The following is a 19,396-nucleotide window of genomic DNA, read 5'->3' as shown; positions in this document are numbered from 1 at the left end:
ACTTCCTAGCTCAGCTTAAAAATAATTACTAAAAACTATAGCAAAAAATGAGGAAAATGGAAAGATAAGTGCAAGCGCTTGTTCTAACCATCTTAGATCGCCAATAGACTATAATAATAGGCTGGAAGAAAAGATGGTGAACAGAATAATGGAAGAAACACAGCATTTTCTTATAACAGGCATGCACTGTGCTGCTTGTGCGGCAAGGATCGAAAAAGTCGTCTCTAAAGTAGAAGGAGTGCAAGACATCCATGTTAATCTTGCAACGGAAAAGGGACGTGTGACCTTTCATAAAAAACGGACAAACCTTAATGAAATCTTCGATAAAATCCGCAAAATCGGTTTTGATGCTAAAGTAATAGACAAACTCTCTGCAGAAGGTAATCCATACAAAAACATCCAAACACTACAGCGGAGATTTTTTCTATCTGCCTTCCTAACGATTCCTTTAGCTTGGGCGATGTTCGATCATTTTTCATGGACTCCGTTTATTCATGCTCCCCCCTTCCTATTGGAGCCCTTATTACAATTAATTCTCACCATTCCAATTCAATTTGTCATTGGCTTTCCCTTTTATGAACGGGCTTGGAAGGCTATCAAAAGCGGACATGCAAATATGGATGTATTAGTTGTTTTAAGTACATCGACCGCGTTTTTTTATAGCCATTATTTAACATTTACAACCTTACACTCTTCCATGCCTCCCCCTGTCTTATATTTTGAAACAAGTGCCTTTATTATCACCTTCATATTATTAGGGAAATTGCTTGAAGCAAAGACAAAATTAAAAACAACCGAATCCCTTAAAAAGCTGTATCAATTACAAACAAAAACAGCCACTCTATATGAAAATGGCAGAGAATCCACTTCGCCGATTCAACGACTTATCCCTGGAGATATTTTAATTATTAAACCAGGTGAAAAAATACCGATTGATGGTGAAGTGATCATAGGCTCAACGATGATCGATGAATCCTTGTTAACTGGAGAAAGTATCCCTATTGAGAAAACCATCGGTGATTCCGTTTATGCCGGAACAATCAATCAACATGGCCTAGTAAGAGTGAAAGTAACGAAAATAGATAGTGAAACGACATTATCTCAGATCATTCAAATTGTCGAGGAAGCGCAGGGATCTAAAGCACCCATCCAACAGACGGCTGATAAAATAACCGCTGTGTTTGTACCAATTGTGCTAATTATCGCGTTAACAACATTTATAGGCTGGTACTTATTTTTACAGCCAGATCAATTGGGAGCTGCCCTAGAAAAAACTATCGCGGTCTTAATTATTGCTTGCCCATGCGCACTTGGATTGGCTACGCCTACTTCTGTGATGGTTGGGAGTGGACGAGCTGCCCAAATGGGGATTTTATTTAAGGAAGGGAAAATTCTAGAAGGATTAGGCAAATGTTGCACGATCATTTTTGATAAAACAGGTACCTTGACGAAAGGAAAGCCATATGTAACAGACATGCGTATTGATCCTCGACGGAAAGAAGAAGTGTTGAGTTTTATCGGAGCGGTGGAACAAGGATTTAATCATCCAATCGCAAAAACCATTGTCGATAAGGTACAAACGATACTCCCATCTGTTCCTGTTGCTGAGCAAGTACAAACAATTCCAGGACATGGCGTGGAAGCGACCGTTCTTGGGAAAAAGGTAATGATCGTCAACCCTGCCTATCGACTTCATACATTATCCTCAAAACAAAAACAACAAGTGCACGAGCTGGAAGCAGAGGGAAAAACCGTAATGATCGCTTGGATTAATGCTCGTTTTGCCGGTATCATCGCAGTAGCAGATGAAATAAGAAGCTCCTCTGCCCCTGCTATTTCAGATCTAAAGCAATTGGGGCTAAAGGCAATGTTATTAACAGGAGATAATCAATATACTGGCATGGCGGTTGCCAAACAAGTAGGCATCCAAAAGCTGCAAACAGGTGTCAGCCCCATGGATAAAGCTCGCATCATCCAGAATCTACAAAAAAAAGGAGAAAAAGTCATTATGGTTGGAGATGGTATGAATGATGCACCTGCTCTCGCTGTTGCAGATATCGGAGTGGCCATTGGTAGTGGATCAGAAATTGCCATTGAATCCGGAGACGTCACCATCATCCAAGGAGACCTCCGCCGTCTCGTCAGCGCCATTCACATCAGTAAAAAAACAATGACCAACATTAAACAAAACTTTCTCTGGGCCTTTCTCTATAATATCATCATGATCCCATTTGCCATGCTTGGTCTTTTAGCCCCCTGGCTAGCAGGTGCCGCTATGGCCTTCAGCTCTGTATCTGTCGTATTAAATGCCTTAAGATTAAAAAAGCTCAAACTGCATGGATAGAACTAGATATCGACTTTCTATTGCTATTCGAGTTTTATTCCTCTATTCGGGATTAAAGACAGCCATTCGAGTTAAAAGCCGGTTATACGGGTTTAGTTTTCCATCCGGGATTAAAACTTAGCTATTCCGGATTAAAACCCTGCTATTCGGGATTAAGACAAAAAACCGTCTGTCCGGATCATCATCCAGACAGACGGTTTAGTTTTTACCAGAATATACTCATGAGCGTTTAACGAAAACGTAATAAATCATGAACGCCAAAAAACTGCAAATAAAAATGGTCACTGCCATTGGCACAGCTGTCTGATCGCCTGCAACACCAACAAGAGGAGAAACAAGCGCACCTCCACCAAACGGAAGAATGCCAAGAAACGCGGATGCACTTCCTGCAACCTCACCTTGACGTTGCATGCCTAGTGAGAAACTCGTAGTGTTCACAATCCCCACACTCGAAACAATTAGAAACAACGCACATAGCAATATCCATAAGGAAAGTGAAAACAAGACAGACAAGATCAAGAGCAAACTGCCTATAAAGGAGAACAGCACACCCCACTGCAATAAACGGGCTTCTTCAATTTTATCAGCCAATCTCCCTGTAATTTGTGCTGCCAGGATAATCCCTACCCCATTAACAGCAAACATGATCGAAAACTGCTGGGGAGTAAAACCATAAATATTTTGCAATACAAATGGTGAACCTGAAATATAGGCAAACATGCTCATTGTCACAAAGGCCTGAGCTAATGCGATTCCCATAAATACTCGATCCTTTAACAAGACATGGAATGTTTGAACTGTCTCCAACATGCCACCCTGTCTTCGGTTCTCTTTAGGCAATGTCTCTGGTAAAGTAAACGTCACCGCAAAAAATATTAAAAGACCAATGGCAAACAAAATGACAAAAACCGCTCGCCAGGATACCCAATTCAACACGGCACCGCCAAATAACGGTGCTAAAATAGGAGCAGCTCCGTTCACAAGTGCCAGAAGTGCGATGAATTTCGTTAAGTCTTTACCTGTATACATGTCCCGGGAAGAAGCACGAGCAATAACAATTCCTGCTGCAGCAGAGAAGCCTTGAACAAATCGTAAACCAATAAAAATCCAAATATTAGCACTATATGCACAAAATAGCGAGGCTGCAACATAAATAGTCAAGGTAACAAGCAACGGGCGCTTTCTCCCCTTGATATCACTTAACGGACCAAATATCAATTGCCCCATTGCCAAGCCGATTAAACAGGCCGTTATACTTAACTGGCCAAATGACGCACTTGTTCGAAAGTCTTCTGTAACCGTTGGAAGCGCCGGTAAATACATATCCATCGATAACGGGCCAAAAGCCGTAAGCAACCCTAAAATCAACACCATCCAAGCTTTATTGAATGATTTAGGTGTCGGCTGATGATCGATTGCTCGATTCATTTCAATCATACAAAACAAGTCCTTCCTATATACAAAATCACCTTACACCCCTCACCTAATGATTCGCTCATGCAAGCGTCACGGTAATGAGTGTAAGCCTATTGTTCTATGACACTCAAACATTATAACATGCGAGAGACTTGCACTCATTAGAGAAAATTGTGACAAGCACATAGACTATTAGCTTGTATATCACAATAAAAGGTCTATGAAGCACTAAGGAAGACTCAACCTAAAACAAACCATCAATGCTCTCGATTTACGATATAATTCATTAGATGTTTTAAAAAGGTAGTTTGCTGTGAGATTTCCTGCAGTGATTCAATGGCAAAGGAATAATGGTCCCACATGGCTTTTTTTGCTTCAATTGCCCCGAGAACGGACACAAATGTCGAACGGTTATTTTCCACATCTTTTAATAGGGGCTTGCCTAGTATCGCGAAGTCTCCCTCCACATCAAGCAAATCATCTTTAATTTGAAAAGCAAGGCCTGCATGATAGGCGAATTTTTTCAAAGCAGCCATTCCCTTTTCCTCCTTGCCAGCAAGAATGGCGGGCATAATGAGAGAAGCTTCAAAAGCGATTCCGGTTTTATAAAAACAGATTGTACGCAATTCCTCTAGTGTTAATTCCTGCCCTTTAGAACCGAGGTCCATGGCCTGTCCCTTGCACATTTCTGTTGTCATCTTGGCAGAATAGCCAATCAATCGCAGTATCGTTTGCGGATCGAATCCCTTAAGCAAGGTTTGTTCCTCCACAGCTTTTTGAGTGAGAAAAAGACCACTTAGTTCTCCAATAGCATGGTTATACACCTCATGAACGGTTTGCCGTCCCCTCCGGATTGACGCATTATCCTGTGATGGCAAATCATCAAAAATCAACGAGGCCGTATGCATATATTCCAATGATTTTAGAAGCGGCATAATAGCAGTCTGATCAAGACCATATTCGTTTACAGCCATTACCCATGCCATAATGGATCTTAGCCGCTTGCCGTCTCCTTGCAGGCTATAGTTGCAAGCTTCTACTATAGATTCCTTGATAGCAGAGTCCTGCTTATTCTCTGAAATAAGCAGATTGTCATTTATTTGATGCCAAACAGACTTAACGGTAGCGATAAACTCCTCCTGCTCCCTTTTTTCCTGTTGCAAATCCGCTATCATATGGTCCCTGACGAGTTTATCAAAAAAATCCACATCCTTGGCATTTTGGACCATATATTGAATCAACTCATTGAATTCTGGAATACCGGCTGTAAAAACATCCATAACTTCCTTGTATTTTTCAGCACCAATTCGCACCTTATAGCGTTGTAAACCATTAATAGCTCGGTCTAAAATCACTTCACATGTTTTTTGGTCTGAACCATATAATTCGTGAATTAAATAGGAAATCACTGCCCAATACATTTCAAACGGGTTGACCAAATCCGGGCGCTTATCATGATATTTCAAGTAATAGGTATACGGTGTCACTCCACCCTGCTTCATATCCTCAAACATATCCGCAAAATCATCTGCAAGCTGGTTGTAGATTCCATAATAAAAAGTTCTGCTGTCAATGCCTTCATCCTCTGCAGCACGAATGATCGACCGGACAATGAGTCGAGAGGAAGCAGCCTTCACAATTACAGGGATATAAAGCTCCTCATTCGTGTAATGACCATAGGAAAGGTCCTTGGTCCTATCCACTTCCTGTGCTTTAAAGAACACATATGATTGTTCAAGGAAAGTATCTCTAGTGTCTGCTTCCTGCTGGTCCCTAATATATAGAAAGGCCTCCCGAAGTTCGATATGGATGTATTCAATCAGTTCCTTGTTCTTACCTGTCCATTCTCCCAGGTCAGGTACTACTCCAGTAATCAGTGTTGTACGAATTAACTCGGAATATTGCCTTTCCTCTTTGGGGGATAATATCTTGGCATCGAGGAGGTCATCAATAAAAGGGTAGGTCAATCCATAGGAATAGCCCAGCCGGATTGCTTTTTCAAGCCGTTCTGTCCGTTCTTCGGGCAAAACCTCATCTTCCATTTCCTCTATGACCTGCATCACAACCCCAGCAATGATCTTTATCAGTTTTCGCTGTGCTTCAGTTGCATCCATCCCAGCCGGAATTTTGGAGGAAACCTTCTTTAATTTCTCCATCACCCAAATTAGAGTGGATTCCAAGCCCTCCTTTTGAGCAAAACGATACAAACCTGCCATGTTGAAAATTTTCTCCTTCTGAATAGCGCTGTCCGGCAAGATCAGCTGATCTTTCAGCCTTTTAACAGAACGTTGAACACGATGTGCTATATTAGGAGAATCCAACGCTTTTCCAAGATCACGCATGAAGATATAGGAAATACTACGATCCAGATAATCATCCAGCTTTCCTGTTCGATTCATCCACCATATATATTGATGATAATCATGTCTTTCCGGAGCTTTCTTCCAGCCCATAAAAAAAGAGGAAGTGGAAAAACGAGGAAGATGATCTTTCTTCCATAAATGAAAGTCTTCTGTCAAAACAGGGATATAGGAGTAGTGGGAGACTTGTCCATTTAGTATATTAAAATAATCAGCAGCTTTCTGTTGAGCATGTAGATAACCCTCATCGATGTCTTTTCTTAGATGATCATTCATTCAGCTCATTCCCTCTGTGTAAGATTGGTTATCTCTATATAGTTTCATGGCAATCAGTAAAACATTGTTTAAAAACAGCATGCTTATTAACCAAAATACTAAAATAACAACATGAAGTAACTGCCTAAATAAATCAGCTAGTCTCAATAAACTGCCTTTGGCAAAATGTACTTTACGAAAACATTCCTGCAAATGGATAGATATTTTAAAATAATTGGTAGTGTAGCTATTTCAATTTTTCTAAAGAAACAGGTTGCAGCCAATCATATCCATTTCTTTCTAATTCTGCTACACGAATCGTAAGCAAAAGCTTCTGCTCTGCAAACAAAGTAGTACCTAAAAGATTATTTTTCAATTAAAAACATCATTTTCCTCTAGAGAATACTAATCTCTACTTCAGCATTTACTAAATTAACGACTTTATTTTGAAGGGATAAAGTTAGTTTTAAAACAAAGACTCTTAAGAATTTGTTGAAATTCTTGTGATTCTAATGTGAGCTTTTTTATCTATAGAGCTCCTCTCGAACCATCTATTTAATATTCATTATACAATGAACTGTTTCTTGTTTCTATGATCAGATAAAAACACTAGGAGTTTGCAAAAACTTGTCAAGTATTCTTTTACTAACATCGTCTTTCGATGAAAACAGACAATCCACCTCGCCGCTGTCTACAGCTGCACCCTTCCAAACTTTCTTAATGTAAAGCGAAATAACGTTTCCTCCAGAGAATAATAGCGGTCCCCGCCAACCACCAATATACAGAGCCGTATAATATGCGCTGAAGTAATCCTCCTGGAATATCTGCAAAAATCGGCTGTAAAAATAAAATAAAAAGTGATGTCGTGGTCACCACGGTACAAATAATTGTCCACCATGCTAAATAAGGCAATTTTTTATAGGTAACTTTACTAATTAGAATCATAGCAGGAATCTGTACTACCATCCCTGGAAGTGCACTAAGTGTATGCCAATAAAAATGAACATCAGCAGGAATGATTCCTGAAATGCCATAGCTTATTCCAAAAGTACAAATACAAACTGTTGCTATTTTAGAAGCGCGAGCTTTCGGCCATAAACGATAAAGTAAAATGGCACCTATAAAAATCGCTAAACCTGTCAGGTAAAACGTCCAATTCATCAGCCAATGATATGGTGAGCAAATATCGTATTGGGCAAGTACATACGTATCTGTTCCACAAGTAGTTACTCCAAGATCACTCATCGGTTGTTTAAGGAAATTATAGGGAGCGGTGGTTGCACGAATAACAATTGCTTCTATCATAAAATACGCACTTAATGCAATCCAACAAATAAAGCCAATTACAACAGTCTGCTTATTCAGTTTACGGCATAAAAAGAGGGTTAATCCAGAAATAATCGCGACAAGTATCATTAGTATTTCATGGAACCAATCATTCATTTTATTCCACCTTCCCCTGTTTTATTCACCTATCCTTGCTATATCAAATACATCATTCTAATAAAATGGCCAATGCATAATTTTATGTATATTACATATTTTATTTAATGAATTAATGCGGTTTACTGCTTGCTTTTATAATATCAAAATCAAAGAAATAAAGAATCCGTTATAGCATTCAACTCTGTTGTAAATATATGAATTCCTCATTCAGCTAACTCTCCCCTGCTTTACACTTCCAACTGATAAGATGTTACTTATTTTAAATGTTCTAAACTGGCGTTTAGTGTAGCAGTATGCTTTTATTATTGTTTGTGATATAGCTAATACCTTAATAGTCCGTTGAGATATTTTATTGTCCTGATCAATGTAAATGATCTGTATAGGAGTTTTATCGTCACAAGCTCTTTTCAAAAAATTAATCATAGCAACCACTCCGAACGTTTGTTTTTATACATTATATACGAACATGTATTCCTTTTTCAAGTGGTAAAATATGCTTAAAAAGCCTGGTTCCAGTGTTCACTACACAATGGTAAAACAATCCAAATGATGTATATATGCTGTATAATTGAATTAATAACAAACAGAAGAGTCGTCGTTCCTTCCAACACTAATATAAAAGATGATATCTAGCGATAGGAGTGGTAAAAAGATGCCAAAGACAGCTTTGTTGGTAATAGACGTTCAGAATGCCATGTTTGACAAAGCTAATCCGATATACGAGGGAGAAAGACTGCTAAAAAATCTTCAGGAGCTAATTAATAAGGCACGCACTACTAATGTCCCTGTCCTTTTTGTTCAACACAACGATGAAGAATTCATAAGCGGAACACCTGAATGGGAAATTCATTCTTCAATTTCTCCAAAAGAAGGAGAAATTGTAATCCAAAAGCATACACCTGATTCTTTTCATGAAACCGAGCTTCAGGAAAAACTTGAATCAAGGCAAATACAAAACCTTATTGTCTCTGGAAACCAGACTGAGTATTGCATAGATACTACGATTCGCCGTGCATTTAGCCTTGGCTATCGTATTACACTTGTAAAGGATGCCCACCGGACTTGGGATTCAAATAGCTTAAGTGCTCAACAGATCATTGATCATCACAATGAGGTATTGAGTAATGCCTTTGCAACTCTTAAGGAAACCAAAGAGATTCAATTTCTTGACTAGAAAATAACCAAAAGTTATTTAAGCAAAGCCCCACAAAAGGGTACGGCATCTCAAGTGTTAGATTTTTACTAACATTTGGTGCAGTACCAAAGTGAGGGCTATTTTTTATATTCATATAAAGAAGTATAGTTTATTTGGTTTAGTTACAAGATATAGATATCTGTTTGAAGTAATAATGAATAGGAGGAAATGAGATGGATCAAAGCTCCGTTTTGAATGATATGTACAAAAAAAGTGAAGAGCTAAACTCCTCGCTTTTATCCTATTGGTACAAATTTTCTTACCTGGATACGTGGCAATTTTGGGCTGTAGTGGGGTTATTAATTATCCCCTTAATTATATTATATTTCTACGTTGATCGAACTAGGATATTTGAAATATTATTTTTTGGATTTTCTATACATCTATTATGGACTTACATAGATATTGTATTAGGTGCCACCACACTATTTGTCCATTTATATTTTATAATTCCCATATTACCATTTGCCCTGAGTATAAATTCATCAGTACTACCTATTGGATTTATACTGATGTACCAATACTGTTTAAACAATAACAAAAACTTTTATTTATATACAGTTCTAGTAAGTGGGGTATTTTCATTTGGATTCGCGTCAATCGAAATGTTAATGGGCTTTATTGATTTTAATCGAGGTATGAATGCATTTTTTATTTTCATCATTGATCTAGTCATTGTGTTTTTATCCTACTGGCTAACTAATTTTGTTAAAAGACTAAGTAAAGACAGAGTAAAGCCCTCACACAAGTGAGGGTTGTTTTTTTACACTTTCTCCATACAACTAAGATTAGCCGCCATGTACGTGCTACTTTTCAGATTTACATTTTAAATCATAGAGTAGCTAGTTGCTTGCATTCCAATCTGATTTGTCAACACATACTTAGATATTACGAAAAAATAGAAGAAGACGAACTTCAAAAGTTCGCCTTCTTCACTAAAAGAAAATCTGACTTGGCATAAAGTTGGCACGCAGTCACATTTCCCTTTTCTATTTCACCCTAACCCTTGTCGTACCAAAGGTTGTAGGGAGATTATCCAATCGAACCTTCCATCTCAAATTTGATTAGACGGTTCATTTCAACAGCGTATTCCATTGGTAGTTCTTTTGTAAATGGTTCGATGAAGCCCATAACGATCATTTCCGTTGCTTCTTGCTCACTGATTCCACGGCTCATGAGGTAGAAGAGTTGTTCTTCAGATACTTTCGATACTTTTGCTTCATGCTCCAATGAAATATTATCGTTTAAGATTTCATTGTATGGAATCGTATCGGAAGTGGATTTATCATCCATAATAATCGTATCACACTCAATCGTAGACTTAGCACCACTCGCTTTGCGGCCGAAGTGGACCATTCCGCGATAAGAGACCTTTCCACCATGTTGAGAGATTGATTTTGACACGATGGAAGAAGATGTATTTGGTGCTAAATGCATCATTTTCGCACCAGCATCTTGGTGTTGGCCTTTTCCTGCCATGGCAATCGAGAGGGTCATTCCACGTGCCCCTTCTCCCATCAAAAAGACAGAAGGATATTTCATCGTTAATTTAGAACCGATATTTCCATCGATCCATTCCATTGTCGCATTTTCTCTACAAATGGCCCGTTTCGTTACTAGGTTATACACGTTATTTGCCCAGTTTTGAATGGTTGTATAACGACAATAGCCACCTTTTTTGACGATGATCTCCACAACGGCACTATGAAGAGAGTTCGTTGTATAAACAGGCGCTGTACATCCTTCTACATAGTGGACAGATGCGTCTTCATCGACAATAATCAATGTACGTTCGAATTGTCCCATGTTTTCCGAATTAATCCGGAAATATGCTTGAAGCGGTGTATCAACCTTTACACCTGGAGGAACATAAATGAAAGATCCTCCAGACCAGACAGCGGAATTCAACGCAGAAAATTTATTGTCTGATGGTGGGATTACTGTTGCCCAATGTTCACGGAAAATATCTTCATTTTCCTGAAGAGCAGAATCTGTATCCTTAAAGACGATCCCCATCTCTTCAAGATCTTCTTTCATATTATGGTAGACAACCTCTGATTCATATTGAGCGGAAACTCCAGCCAAATACTTTTGCTCAGCTTCTGGAATTCCTAATTTATCAAACGTTTGCTTGATTTCTTCAGGAACCTCATCCCAAGAACGCTCTGTATGTTCAGATGGTTTTACATAATAGGTAATCTCATCAAAGTTCAATCCACTTAAATCTCCACCCCATTGAGGCATTGGACTTTTGTAAAATTGCTCAAGAGATTTCAAGCGAAATTCTAACATCCACTCTGGCTCTTCCTTCATTCTGGAGATTTCTTCTACGATCTCTCTCGTTAATCCCCGTTCTGAACGAAAAATGGAAACGTCCTTGTCATGGAAACCATATTTATAATCGCCAACTAACGGTGCTTCTTTCGCCATTCTTCATTCCTCCATTCTAGAAATTTTCCCTGCAAGAAGCAGGTCACAAAGGCGTTTCGGATTTCCCTTGCCTATTTCGAATCTCGCCTTTGCTCCTTCAGCGAGTAAAATCTACACTGAATGAGTTTCGTTTATTCATTCAATCCTTTTTCCATTGCCTTCCACGCAAGTGTGGCACATTTAATTCGGGCTGGAAACTTGGAAACTCCTTGTAAAGCTTCCATATCACCAAGATCAAAATCTTCTTCATCATAATCCTTGCCCTGGACCATTTCGGAAAAAATATGAGAAAGCTTATAGGCTGTTTCTACATCTTTTCCAATAATGGTTTGTGTCATCATCGAGGCAGATGCCATTGAAATGGAACAGCCTTCTCCTTCGAACTTGGCATCTGTCACCTTGCCATTCTCTACCTTCATGGTAAGATGAATTCGGTCTCCACATGTCGGATTATTCATGTCAACAGTAAGATTACCATCCTCTAAGCTGCCTTTATTACGCGGATTTTTGTAATGATCCATTATGACTTGCCGGTAGAGTTGATCAAGGTTACTAAAAGCCATTCGTGAAATACTCCTTTGTTTTGACTAAGCCAGCTACTAGCTTGTCAATGTCTTGTTCCGTGTTATATAAATAAAAGCTCGCTCTTGCTGTTGCAGAAACATTTAACCATTTCATCAAAGGCTGTGCACAATGATGACCTGCACGGACGGCGATCCCTTCTGCATCCAAAACAGTAGCCAGATCATGTGGGTGAACATCCTCTAAATTGAAGGTGATCACACCTGCACGCTGTTCAGCTTGTTCTGGTCCATAGAGCTTTAATCCCTCTACAGCAGACAATTTCTCCATTCCATATGCTGCTAATTGATGTTCATAGGCGAGAATCTCGTCAGGGCCAATCTCATTTAAAAAGTCGATTGCTGCACCTAGGCCGATCACACCAGCAATAATAGGCGTTCCTGCTTCGAACTTCCATGGAAGCTCCTTCCACGTAGATTCTTGCAGCCCAACAAAATCAATCATTTCGCCACCAAATTCGACTGGCTCCATATTCTCTAACAGTTCCTTCTTCCCATACAGAACACCAACGCCTGTAGGACCACACATTTTATGAGCAGAGAAAGCAAAGAAGTCACAGTCTAAATCTTGTACATCAACCCTCATATGGGGGGCGCTTTGGGCACCATCGACAACCATAACTGCGCCATTCTGGTGAGCAATCGCAGCTAATTCTTTAATGGGATTAATCGTCCCTAATACATTCGAAACATGCATGATTGAAACAATTTTCGTCTTCGCTGTAATCGTCTGACGCGCATCCTCAAGATCGATCGTTCCATTTGCTTGTAAGGGAATATATTTTAAAGTAGCTTTTTTTTCCTTCGCGATTTGTTGCCACGGAATAATGTTACTGTGATGCTCCATATAGGAGATCACAATCTCATCGCCTTCTTCAAGGTTCGCTCTACCGAAGCTTGCTGCAACAGTGTTCAGAGAGGTTGTTGTGCCTCTTGTAAAAATGACTTCCTCCATCAAGGAGGCATTGATAAATTGGCGAACCTTTTCTCGTGCTTCCTCGTAGCGATCAGTCGCCCGAGTGCCCAATGTATGAACACCGCGGTGCACATTCGAATTATATTCTCGATAATACTGATCTAATGCTTCTATGACTTGCACAGGCTTTTGCGAGGTCGCAGCACTATCCAAATACACAAGCGGGTGTCCATTGACTTCTTGATCGAGAATCGGGAAGTATTGGCGAACCTCTGAAAATGTCATTACTTAACTTTCCTCTCAATGATTTCTGTTAACTGATTTTTAACAGACTCAATAGGTAATCTCTCTACAACAGGTGCTAGGAAGCCATGAATAATTAATCTCTCTGCATCTACTTTGGAGATTCCTCGACTCATTAGGTAGTAAAGCTGCAATTCATCTACACGCCCAACGGAAGCAGCATGTCCAGCCATTACATCATCTTCATCAATAAGTAGAATCGGATTTGCGTCACCACGGGCTTTTTCACTTAGCATTAAAACACGTGACTCCTGCTCAGCATTTGCACCTGACGCACCTTTTTCGATTTTTCCAATTCCATTAAAAATAGAAGAAGCAGCATCCTTCATCACACCGTGCTTTAGAATAAAGCCTTCTGTTTCTTTTCCATGGTGGACAATGCTTGTTGTAAAGTTTTGTGTTTGCTTTCCTGTTCCAACCACAACGGTTTTCGCATTACTATTGGAACCATCGCCAATTAAATCTGTCACATTTTCAAAGATCGTGTCTCCATCATTCATCATCCCTAAAGCCCAATCAATAGTAGCATCGCGCCCTGTAATACCACGGCGATTCACATAGGTTGCAGAGCCTTTTGCGAGGGTATCAACGGCACCATAAACGACTTTGGCATTATTCTCTGTTACAACCTCAGAGATAATATTAAAAATACCATTGGTTTCATCAGATACAGAAAGATAGTTTTCAACATAGGTAACAGAACTATTATCATCTGCTACAACAAGCACATGATTAAACATCGCCGCTTCCTGATCATCGAAAATAAAGACAGATTGAATCGGTTCTTTTACCTCTACATTTTTAGGAATATATAGGAATGCCCCGCCATTCATTAGCGCAGCATGAAGAGCTGTTAATTTATGTTCGTCAACCTTTACGGCATTCTTCATAAAATACTTTTGTAAAAGCTCGCCATGTTCTTTGGCTGCTGTTTGAATATCTGTAAATATAACCCCTTGCTCCTGCAATTCATCTGAAAGAGTTAAATAGGCTGCTGTTTGATTATGTTGAATATACAAATTCTTATTTGCATTCTCAACATGAACAACATTCTTTGCAATCTCAGGCAAATCATTTAAAGATTGGAATACTGTTCCTTCTGCCTGATGCTTTTGAAAATCAGTGAGATTCCACTTTGTGATTCTTGTTTTATCAGGTTGTGGCATCGGTGTTTCATCCGCAAGGGCCAATGCTTCTACTCTAAGATCTGTTAACCAAGCAGGCTCGCCTTTTTCAGTCGAGAAGGAGCGGATATAGTCTTGATCGATTGCCATTTTCGTATCAATTGTCATTATGATCCTCCTAACACTTATGCTTCTTGACCAACTGTTTCGTCTTCAATTCCTAGCTCTTCTTTAATCCAATCATACCCTTGTGCTTCTAGTTTTTGTGCAAGCTCTGGACCACCAGATTTTACAACACGGCCTTGCATCATCACATGCACCTTGTCAGGGGTGATATAATTTAGAAGACGTTGGTAGTGAGTAATGATCATGCAACCGAATTCGCTGGAACGCATTTCATTAATTCCTTTTGAAACAATTTTCAATGCGTCAATATCAAGACCTGAATCAATCTCATCAAGAATCGCAATCGCTGGTTGGATCATCATTAGCTGTAAAATTTCATTCCGTTTCTTTTCCCCGCCAGAGAATCCTTCATTTAAATAGCGTTGCGCCATATCAGGATCCATCTCTAATAAATCCATTTTGCTATCCATTTCCTTAATGAATTTCATTAAAGAAATTTCATTACCTTCCCCGCGACGAGCATTGATGGAAGAACGAAGGAAATCGGCATTGGTTACACCACTGATTTCACTTGGATATTGCATCGCTAGGAAAAGGCCAGCTAAAGCGCGCTCATCCACTTCCATTTCTAATACATCTTTACCGTCCAAATGAATAGAACCGCTTGTCACTTCATATTTGGGATGGCCCATAATCGCAGAAGCCAACGTTGATTTACCGGTCCCGTTTGGCCCCATTACTGCGTGAATTTCCCCGCCCTTTATTTCTAGGTTTACACCTTTTAAAATCTCTTTACCTTCGATCTCCACGTGAAGATCTTTAATAACTAATGTTGAAGCCATGATCATACCTCCGTATCGAGATTGTGATTTTTTATTTGAATGAGTATTTCTTTTCTTTTACTCCTCTCCCATCTTAAACCATTTTAAAATTATTATCAACTAGGGAGGGTTTTTATACTATAGCAATTCTTTTTAAAAAAGCGCGTTAAAAAAGGCTGGCATATAAAATGCCAACCTTGTAATTCTAGGTTTCTACGTTTATTAAGGTCAGTTTAATTGATTTCTTAAACATGTATTTTCCGTTCTAAATCCGATGCCACTCTTTGAGAACGCAAGTAGTCTTTTTCTCGTTTTTTCTCAATCGTCATTCGAATGTCATGTTGTCTTTTGTAAACCTCGTAGCCGACTCCATGCGCCGCATGCATCGCTTTTTCCATACCATCTGTGTACTCAATCTTTAAGGGATTAATTAGGGACCAATCCTTTCATTTTTTGACCTTTTTAAATACCTTCTAAAGGTCATTTTTTCATTGCCCTCTTTACGTTCCCTATTATAAACGATAAAAAACAAATAAGAAAATAGAAAATTTCGCACAATACAAGCCTTCACACGCATAATATAAGGGTTAAAACGTCCTTTTGTGCAAAAGTATCTATTTAAAAAACTCTATCTAAAGACCTATAAAACTAGGTCTAAAAACCTATAAAATTAAGCTTTTTTGAAATTATTAAGGCAGCTGTAGTTGCTCGAATAAATAAGGGACAGAGTGAAAGGCATAGATTTTGTTTTCAACTTTCCCTTTATTTAATTGAATCAGACACGGAACACTTTCAATTGAAAATTGTTCAGCGATTTCTGGTAAATAATTAAGATCTGCTTTTTTAAAAGGAGGCTCCGCCATCATTTGTTCGACAATTCCCAACATTTTTCCAGCCACTTGACATGTCCCGCATAATGGCGTGTAAAAATAGAGAATCAATGATTGCTTGTTTTCTACAGCTTCGATTATTTCATCTTTTGTACATTCTTTCATGAAATCATCCTTTTTGAAAAATACACAGTCGTTACAGTACAATCTCTAAGTAAAAAATTTAACCCGCAGATCGCGGGTTAAAATGGTGTTTTTATTTAATACTTCTATTATTCCGCAGTTGTCATCTCCGCATATTTTTCCGCGGTCATCAAGTTGTCCAGTTCGCTTTTATTCGATGGTTCGATAACAATCATCCAAGCTTTTTCATATGGAGATTCATTCACAAATTCAGGGCTGTCATCGAGGTCTGCATTGACTTCAACGACTTTCCCACTAAGTGGTGAATAAAGCTCTGAAACTGTTTTAACAGATTCTACACTGCCAAATGGTTCATTCGCTGTGACGCTATCCCCTACTTCAGGAAGCTCAACAAATACGATATCTCCTAGTTCATCTTGTGCAAATTCTGTAATTCCAATCCTTACTTTTTCTCCTTCTTCTTTCACCCATTCATGCTCTTCTGAATAGAGTAATTCTTTTGGTGTATTCATCTTGATCCCTCCACAGTAATAATAATCCTATCCAAAAACGACCTTTTTCAACCTTCTATGTACATTGTTTCTTTATCGGCCTTAGGCACTTCTGTTGGCCTAGCTCGCCCAGGTGTTGTTAAATTCCTCTTCTTTAAACCCAACGGTCACTGTTTGACCATCTGTTACGATCGGCCTTTTGATTAGCATGCCATCAGTAGATAGGATGTCAAGTAATTCATCTTCTGAAGCTGTACCAATCTTGTCCTTCAATCCGAGCTCCCGATATTTCTTGCCACTTGTATTAAAAAACTTTTTTAATGGCAACCCACTTGCTTGATATAATTTCTCCACTTCATTACGGGATGGAGGCTGCTCGACAATATGTATTTCATCATATTCTACTCCATGCTCATCCAGCCATTTTTTAGCTTTTCGACATGTTCCACATTTAGGATACCAATAAAAACGTAAAGCCACTAGTATCTCTCCAATCCAAATAGATTGCACTGATTATAACATAAAAAATAATCATACACATAGACGAAAGTCTTTTTAATAAATACCCATGCAAGTTGCGATCACTTCAATGAGAGTTCCGATCAATCATTCTATGCTTGCAATTATTTAGTCGAGATCTTTGTCCATTTAACCTATAGGCTTGACCATTTGTTGGGAGGTTTTAACCGCACCATAAAAAAACACTGAGTTAAGGTGCTCTCCTGTCGGACAGCGCACCCATCTCAGTGTAATGCGATTAGACAATATAGCGTTCGGCCGCAATTAAGCGATCAGCTGCCGCTCTTTTCTTGGCAATACTATTAATCGGTGTATGACGAATTAATTTACGCAAAGCAGAGTTCATCATCCGGAAGGTATCCCCTTCTTCAATCGCGGCCAGACTCTCCCGTGCAAATTGCTCCACTTTTATGATTGCCTGTTGGCAAAAGATTTCCGTGTAAAGCTGTTTTTGCTTGTTTTTTTCAACACCGGTTTTGGCTATTGCCTTTTCAGTCCGAACCACAACCGATTCCATCGCATAAGCCAAGGAAACAACATCAGCCATCTTACTTAAGATCTCCTGCTCTTGTTCCAATTTCGGTCCGAATTTCTGGGCACCTAAACCAGCTATCATTAAAGCCACCTTTTTGGCCCCAGTAACTAAGTATTTTTCTTGCTCTAATGGTTTATCTCCAGGCTCTTCTGGTATGAGCATCATTAATTCTTCTTGCAAGGTCTGGGCTTTCTCTAGCAATGGAAGCTCCCCTTTAAAGGCCATTTTTAAAAAGGTGCCTGGAACGAGCAAACGATTTATTTCATTTGTGCCTTCAAAGATCCGATTAATTCGTGAATCGCGATACGCTCTTTCAATCTCGTACTCTTGCATATAACCGTATCCACCATGAATTTGCACACCTTCATCAACTACATGATCCAATACTTCTGAAGCAAAAAATTTATTCAAAGAGCATTCAATTGCATATTCGCGAATTGATTCTGCCACTTTGCTACCGTCTTTTACTTCCTCCTCTGTTAACTGGTTCATTTTCTCTTCAAACAAGCCAACGGTTCGATAAACAGAGCTTTCTGCTGCATATAGCTCCGCACCCAATGCCCCGAATTTTTCTTTCGTTAAATGAAATTGGGCGATCGGGGTTTGAAATTGTTTTCGTTGATTGGCATACTTTAATGTAATTTCAAGCGCACGTTTAGATCCACCAACAGCTCCAACGCCAAGCTTATAACGCCCAATATTCAAGATATTAAAGGCAATCCGGTGGCCTTTCCCAGCTTCACCTAAAAGATTTCGAACAGGTATTTCCGCATCTTCTAAGATTAACGTCCGTGTAGATGAGCTTTTAATCCCCATTTTCTTTTCTTCCGGGCCGGTAGAGACCCCCGGAAAATTACGTTCCACAATAAAAGCCGAAAAATGCTTCCCATCAATTTTCGCATAAACAATAAAGAGATCTGCAAAAGCGGAATTGGTGATCCACTGTTTTTCTCCATTTAAAAGATAATGGGTGCCGGCTTCATTTAATGTAGCTGTTGTTTTCGCTCCTAATGCATCTGAGCCTGATCCCGGTTCTGTTAAGGCATAAGCAGCTAATTTTTCACCTGTAGCAAGGTCTGGTAGATAAGCTTGCTTTTGCTCTTCATTACCAAACAAAACAATTGGGAGTGAACCAATTCCGACATGGGCGCCATGCGAGATTGAAAAACCACCCGCTTGTGACATCGCTTCTGCAATTAAGGAGGAACTGATTTTATCTAACCCTAATCCACCATAATCTTCTGGAACATCCGCTCCTAACAGTCCGAGTTCTCCAGCTTTTTTCAGCAATTCGACTGAACGATCAAACTCATGATTCTCTAGGTATTCAACTTGCGGCAAAACTTCCTTCTTAACAAAATCATCACTCGTTTTGTAAATCATTTTATGTTCATCTGTATAGTCTTCTGGAGTAAACAATTGCTCAGGCTTCAGCTCTTCAATTAGAAAGGCCCCGCCTTTCATAATTTTCCCAACCTTATTTCCCATGCCAATTCCTCCTTAGATAAAGTGAAACCTCAATTTAGCTCCCATTGATACAAGATGGACTCAGGCTAACAT

Annotated in this window: 16 protein-coding genes; 2 read left to right on the top strand and 14 right to left on the bottom strand. The window is 39.2% G+C overall.

What is annotated here, in order from left to right:
* The first annotated feature begins 133 nt into the window (after nucleotides 1–133).
* Complete coding sequence (locus KI375_RS06940) at nucleotides 134–2,344, top strand: heavy metal translocating P-type ATPase (RefSeq protein ID WP_244852369.1); 2,211 nt, start codon at nucleotides 134–136, stop codon at nucleotides 2,342–2,344.
* A 219-nt stretch (nucleotides 2,345–2,563) separates the two neighbouring features.
* Here KI375_RS06940 and KI375_RS06935 read toward each other — a convergent pair whose 3' ends face one another.
* The 4 genes from KI375_RS06935 to KI375_RS06925 all read right to left on the bottom strand — a co-directional run bounded on the left by KI375_RS06935 (nucleotide 2,564) and on the right by KI375_RS06925 (nucleotide 7,818).
* Complete coding sequence (locus KI375_RS06935; RefSeq protein ID WP_212972810.1) at nucleotides 2,564–3,772, bottom strand: multidrug effflux MFS transporter; 1,209 nt, start codon at nucleotides 3,770–3,772, stop codon at nucleotides 2,564–2,566.
* 245 nt (nucleotides 3,773–4,017) lie between these two features.
* Nucleotides 4,018–6,396 (bottom strand): polyprenyl synthetase family protein, encoded by a 2,379-nt coding sequence (locus KI375_RS06930; RefSeq protein ID WP_212972760.1) that lies wholly within the window; start codon nucleotides 6,394–6,396, stop codon nucleotides 4,018–4,020.
* Between the two features lie 226 nt (nucleotides 6,397–6,622).
* A complete protein-coding gene (locus KI375_RS27635) occupies nucleotides 6,623–6,751 on the bottom strand; it encodes a hypothetical protein (RefSeq protein WP_280528628.1) in 129 nt (42 codons plus the stop codon).
* 341 nt (nucleotides 6,752–7,092) lie between these two features.
* Entirely contained in the window at nucleotides 7,093–7,818 is a 726-nt protein-coding gene (locus KI375_RS06925; protein WP_212972759.1) for a DUF998 domain-containing protein, read from the bottom strand.
* 655 nt (nucleotides 7,819–8,473) lie between these two features.
* On the opposite strand from KI375_RS06925, the gene KI375_RS06920 reads away from it, so the two are divergent.
* Nucleotides 8,474–8,995 (top strand): cysteine hydrolase family protein, encoded by a 522-nt coding sequence (locus KI375_RS06920; RefSeq protein WP_212972758.1) that lies wholly within the window; start codon nucleotides 8,474–8,476, stop codon nucleotides 8,993–8,995.
* Nucleotides 8,996–10,048: 1,053 nt separating this feature from the next.
* On the opposite strand, the gene sufB is transcribed toward KI375_RS06920, so the two are convergent.
* From sufB to KI375_RS06870, 10 genes are all read right to left on the bottom strand, one after another.
* A complete protein-coding gene (sufB, locus tag KI375_RS06915) occupies nucleotides 10,049–11,446 on the bottom strand; it encodes a Fe-S cluster assembly protein SufB (protein WP_207447643.1) in 1,398 nt (465 codons plus the stop codon).
* Between the two features lie 131 nt (nucleotides 11,447–11,577).
* Nucleotides 11,578–12,009 (bottom strand): Fe-S cluster assembly sulfur transfer protein SufU, encoded by a 432-nt coding sequence (sufU, locus tag KI375_RS06910; protein ID WP_212972757.1) that lies wholly within the window; start codon nucleotides 12,007–12,009, stop codon nucleotides 11,578–11,580.
* Nucleotides 11,999–13,228, bottom strand: coding sequence for a cysteine desulfurase (locus tag KI375_RS06905; protein WP_212972756.1), 1,230 nt, complete (start codon nucleotides 13,226–13,228; stop codon nucleotides 11,999–12,001). Before KI375_RS06905 ends, sufU begins: the two co-directional genes overlap by 11 nt.
* The gene (sufD, locus tag KI375_RS06900; RefSeq protein ID WP_212972755.1) at nucleotides 13,228–14,538 is read right to left on the bottom strand and encodes a Fe-S cluster assembly protein SufD; all 1,311 of its coding nucleotides are present in this window, start codon (nucleotides 14,536–14,538) and stop codon (nucleotides 13,228–13,230) included. Before sufD ends, KI375_RS06905 begins: the two co-directional genes overlap by 1 nt.
* Nucleotides 14,539–14,555: 17 nt before the next feature.
* A complete protein-coding gene (gene sufC / locus KI375_RS06895; RefSeq protein ID WP_207448071.1) occupies nucleotides 14,556–15,341 on the bottom strand; it encodes a Fe-S cluster assembly ATPase SufC in 786 nt (261 codons plus the stop codon).
* A 221-nt stretch (nucleotides 15,342–15,562) separates the two neighbouring features.
* A complete protein-coding gene (locus tag KI375_RS06890) occupies nucleotides 15,563–15,715 on the bottom strand; it encodes a YuzK family famiily protein (protein WP_207447651.1) in 153 nt (50 codons plus the stop codon).
* 291 nt (nucleotides 15,716–16,006) lie between these two features.
* A complete protein-coding gene (locus KI375_RS06885; RefSeq protein ID WP_212972754.1) occupies nucleotides 16,007–16,312 on the bottom strand; it encodes a thioredoxin family protein in 306 nt (101 codons plus the stop codon).
* Between the two features lie 107 nt (nucleotides 16,313–16,419).
* Nucleotides 16,420–16,803, bottom strand: coding sequence for a glycine cleavage system protein GcvH (gene gcvH, locus KI375_RS06880; protein ID WP_212972753.1), 384 nt, complete (start codon nucleotides 16,801–16,803; stop codon nucleotides 16,420–16,422).
* Between the two features lie 99 nt (nucleotides 16,804–16,902).
* Nucleotides 16,903–17,262, bottom strand: coding sequence for an arsenate reductase family protein (locus KI375_RS06875; RefSeq protein ID WP_212972752.1), 360 nt, complete (start codon nucleotides 17,260–17,262; stop codon nucleotides 16,903–16,905).
* Nucleotides 17,263–17,539: 277 nt separating this feature from the next.
* On the bottom strand, nucleotides 17,540–19,324 hold the full coding sequence (locus KI375_RS06870) for an acyl-CoA dehydrogenase family protein (RefSeq protein ID WP_212972751.1): 1,785 nt from the start codon (nucleotides 19,322–19,324) through the stop codon (nucleotides 17,540–17,542).
* Nucleotides 19,325–19,396: the final 72 nt, after the last annotated feature.

The sequence above is a fragment of the Bacillus sp. J14TS2 genome, from assembly GCF_018333015.1.
GTDB lineage: Bacteria > Bacillota > Bacilli > Bacillales > Bacillaceae_C > Lederbergia.
Note: the sequence above shows the minus strand (reverse complement) of the source record. Positions and strands in the feature narration are given on the sequence as shown.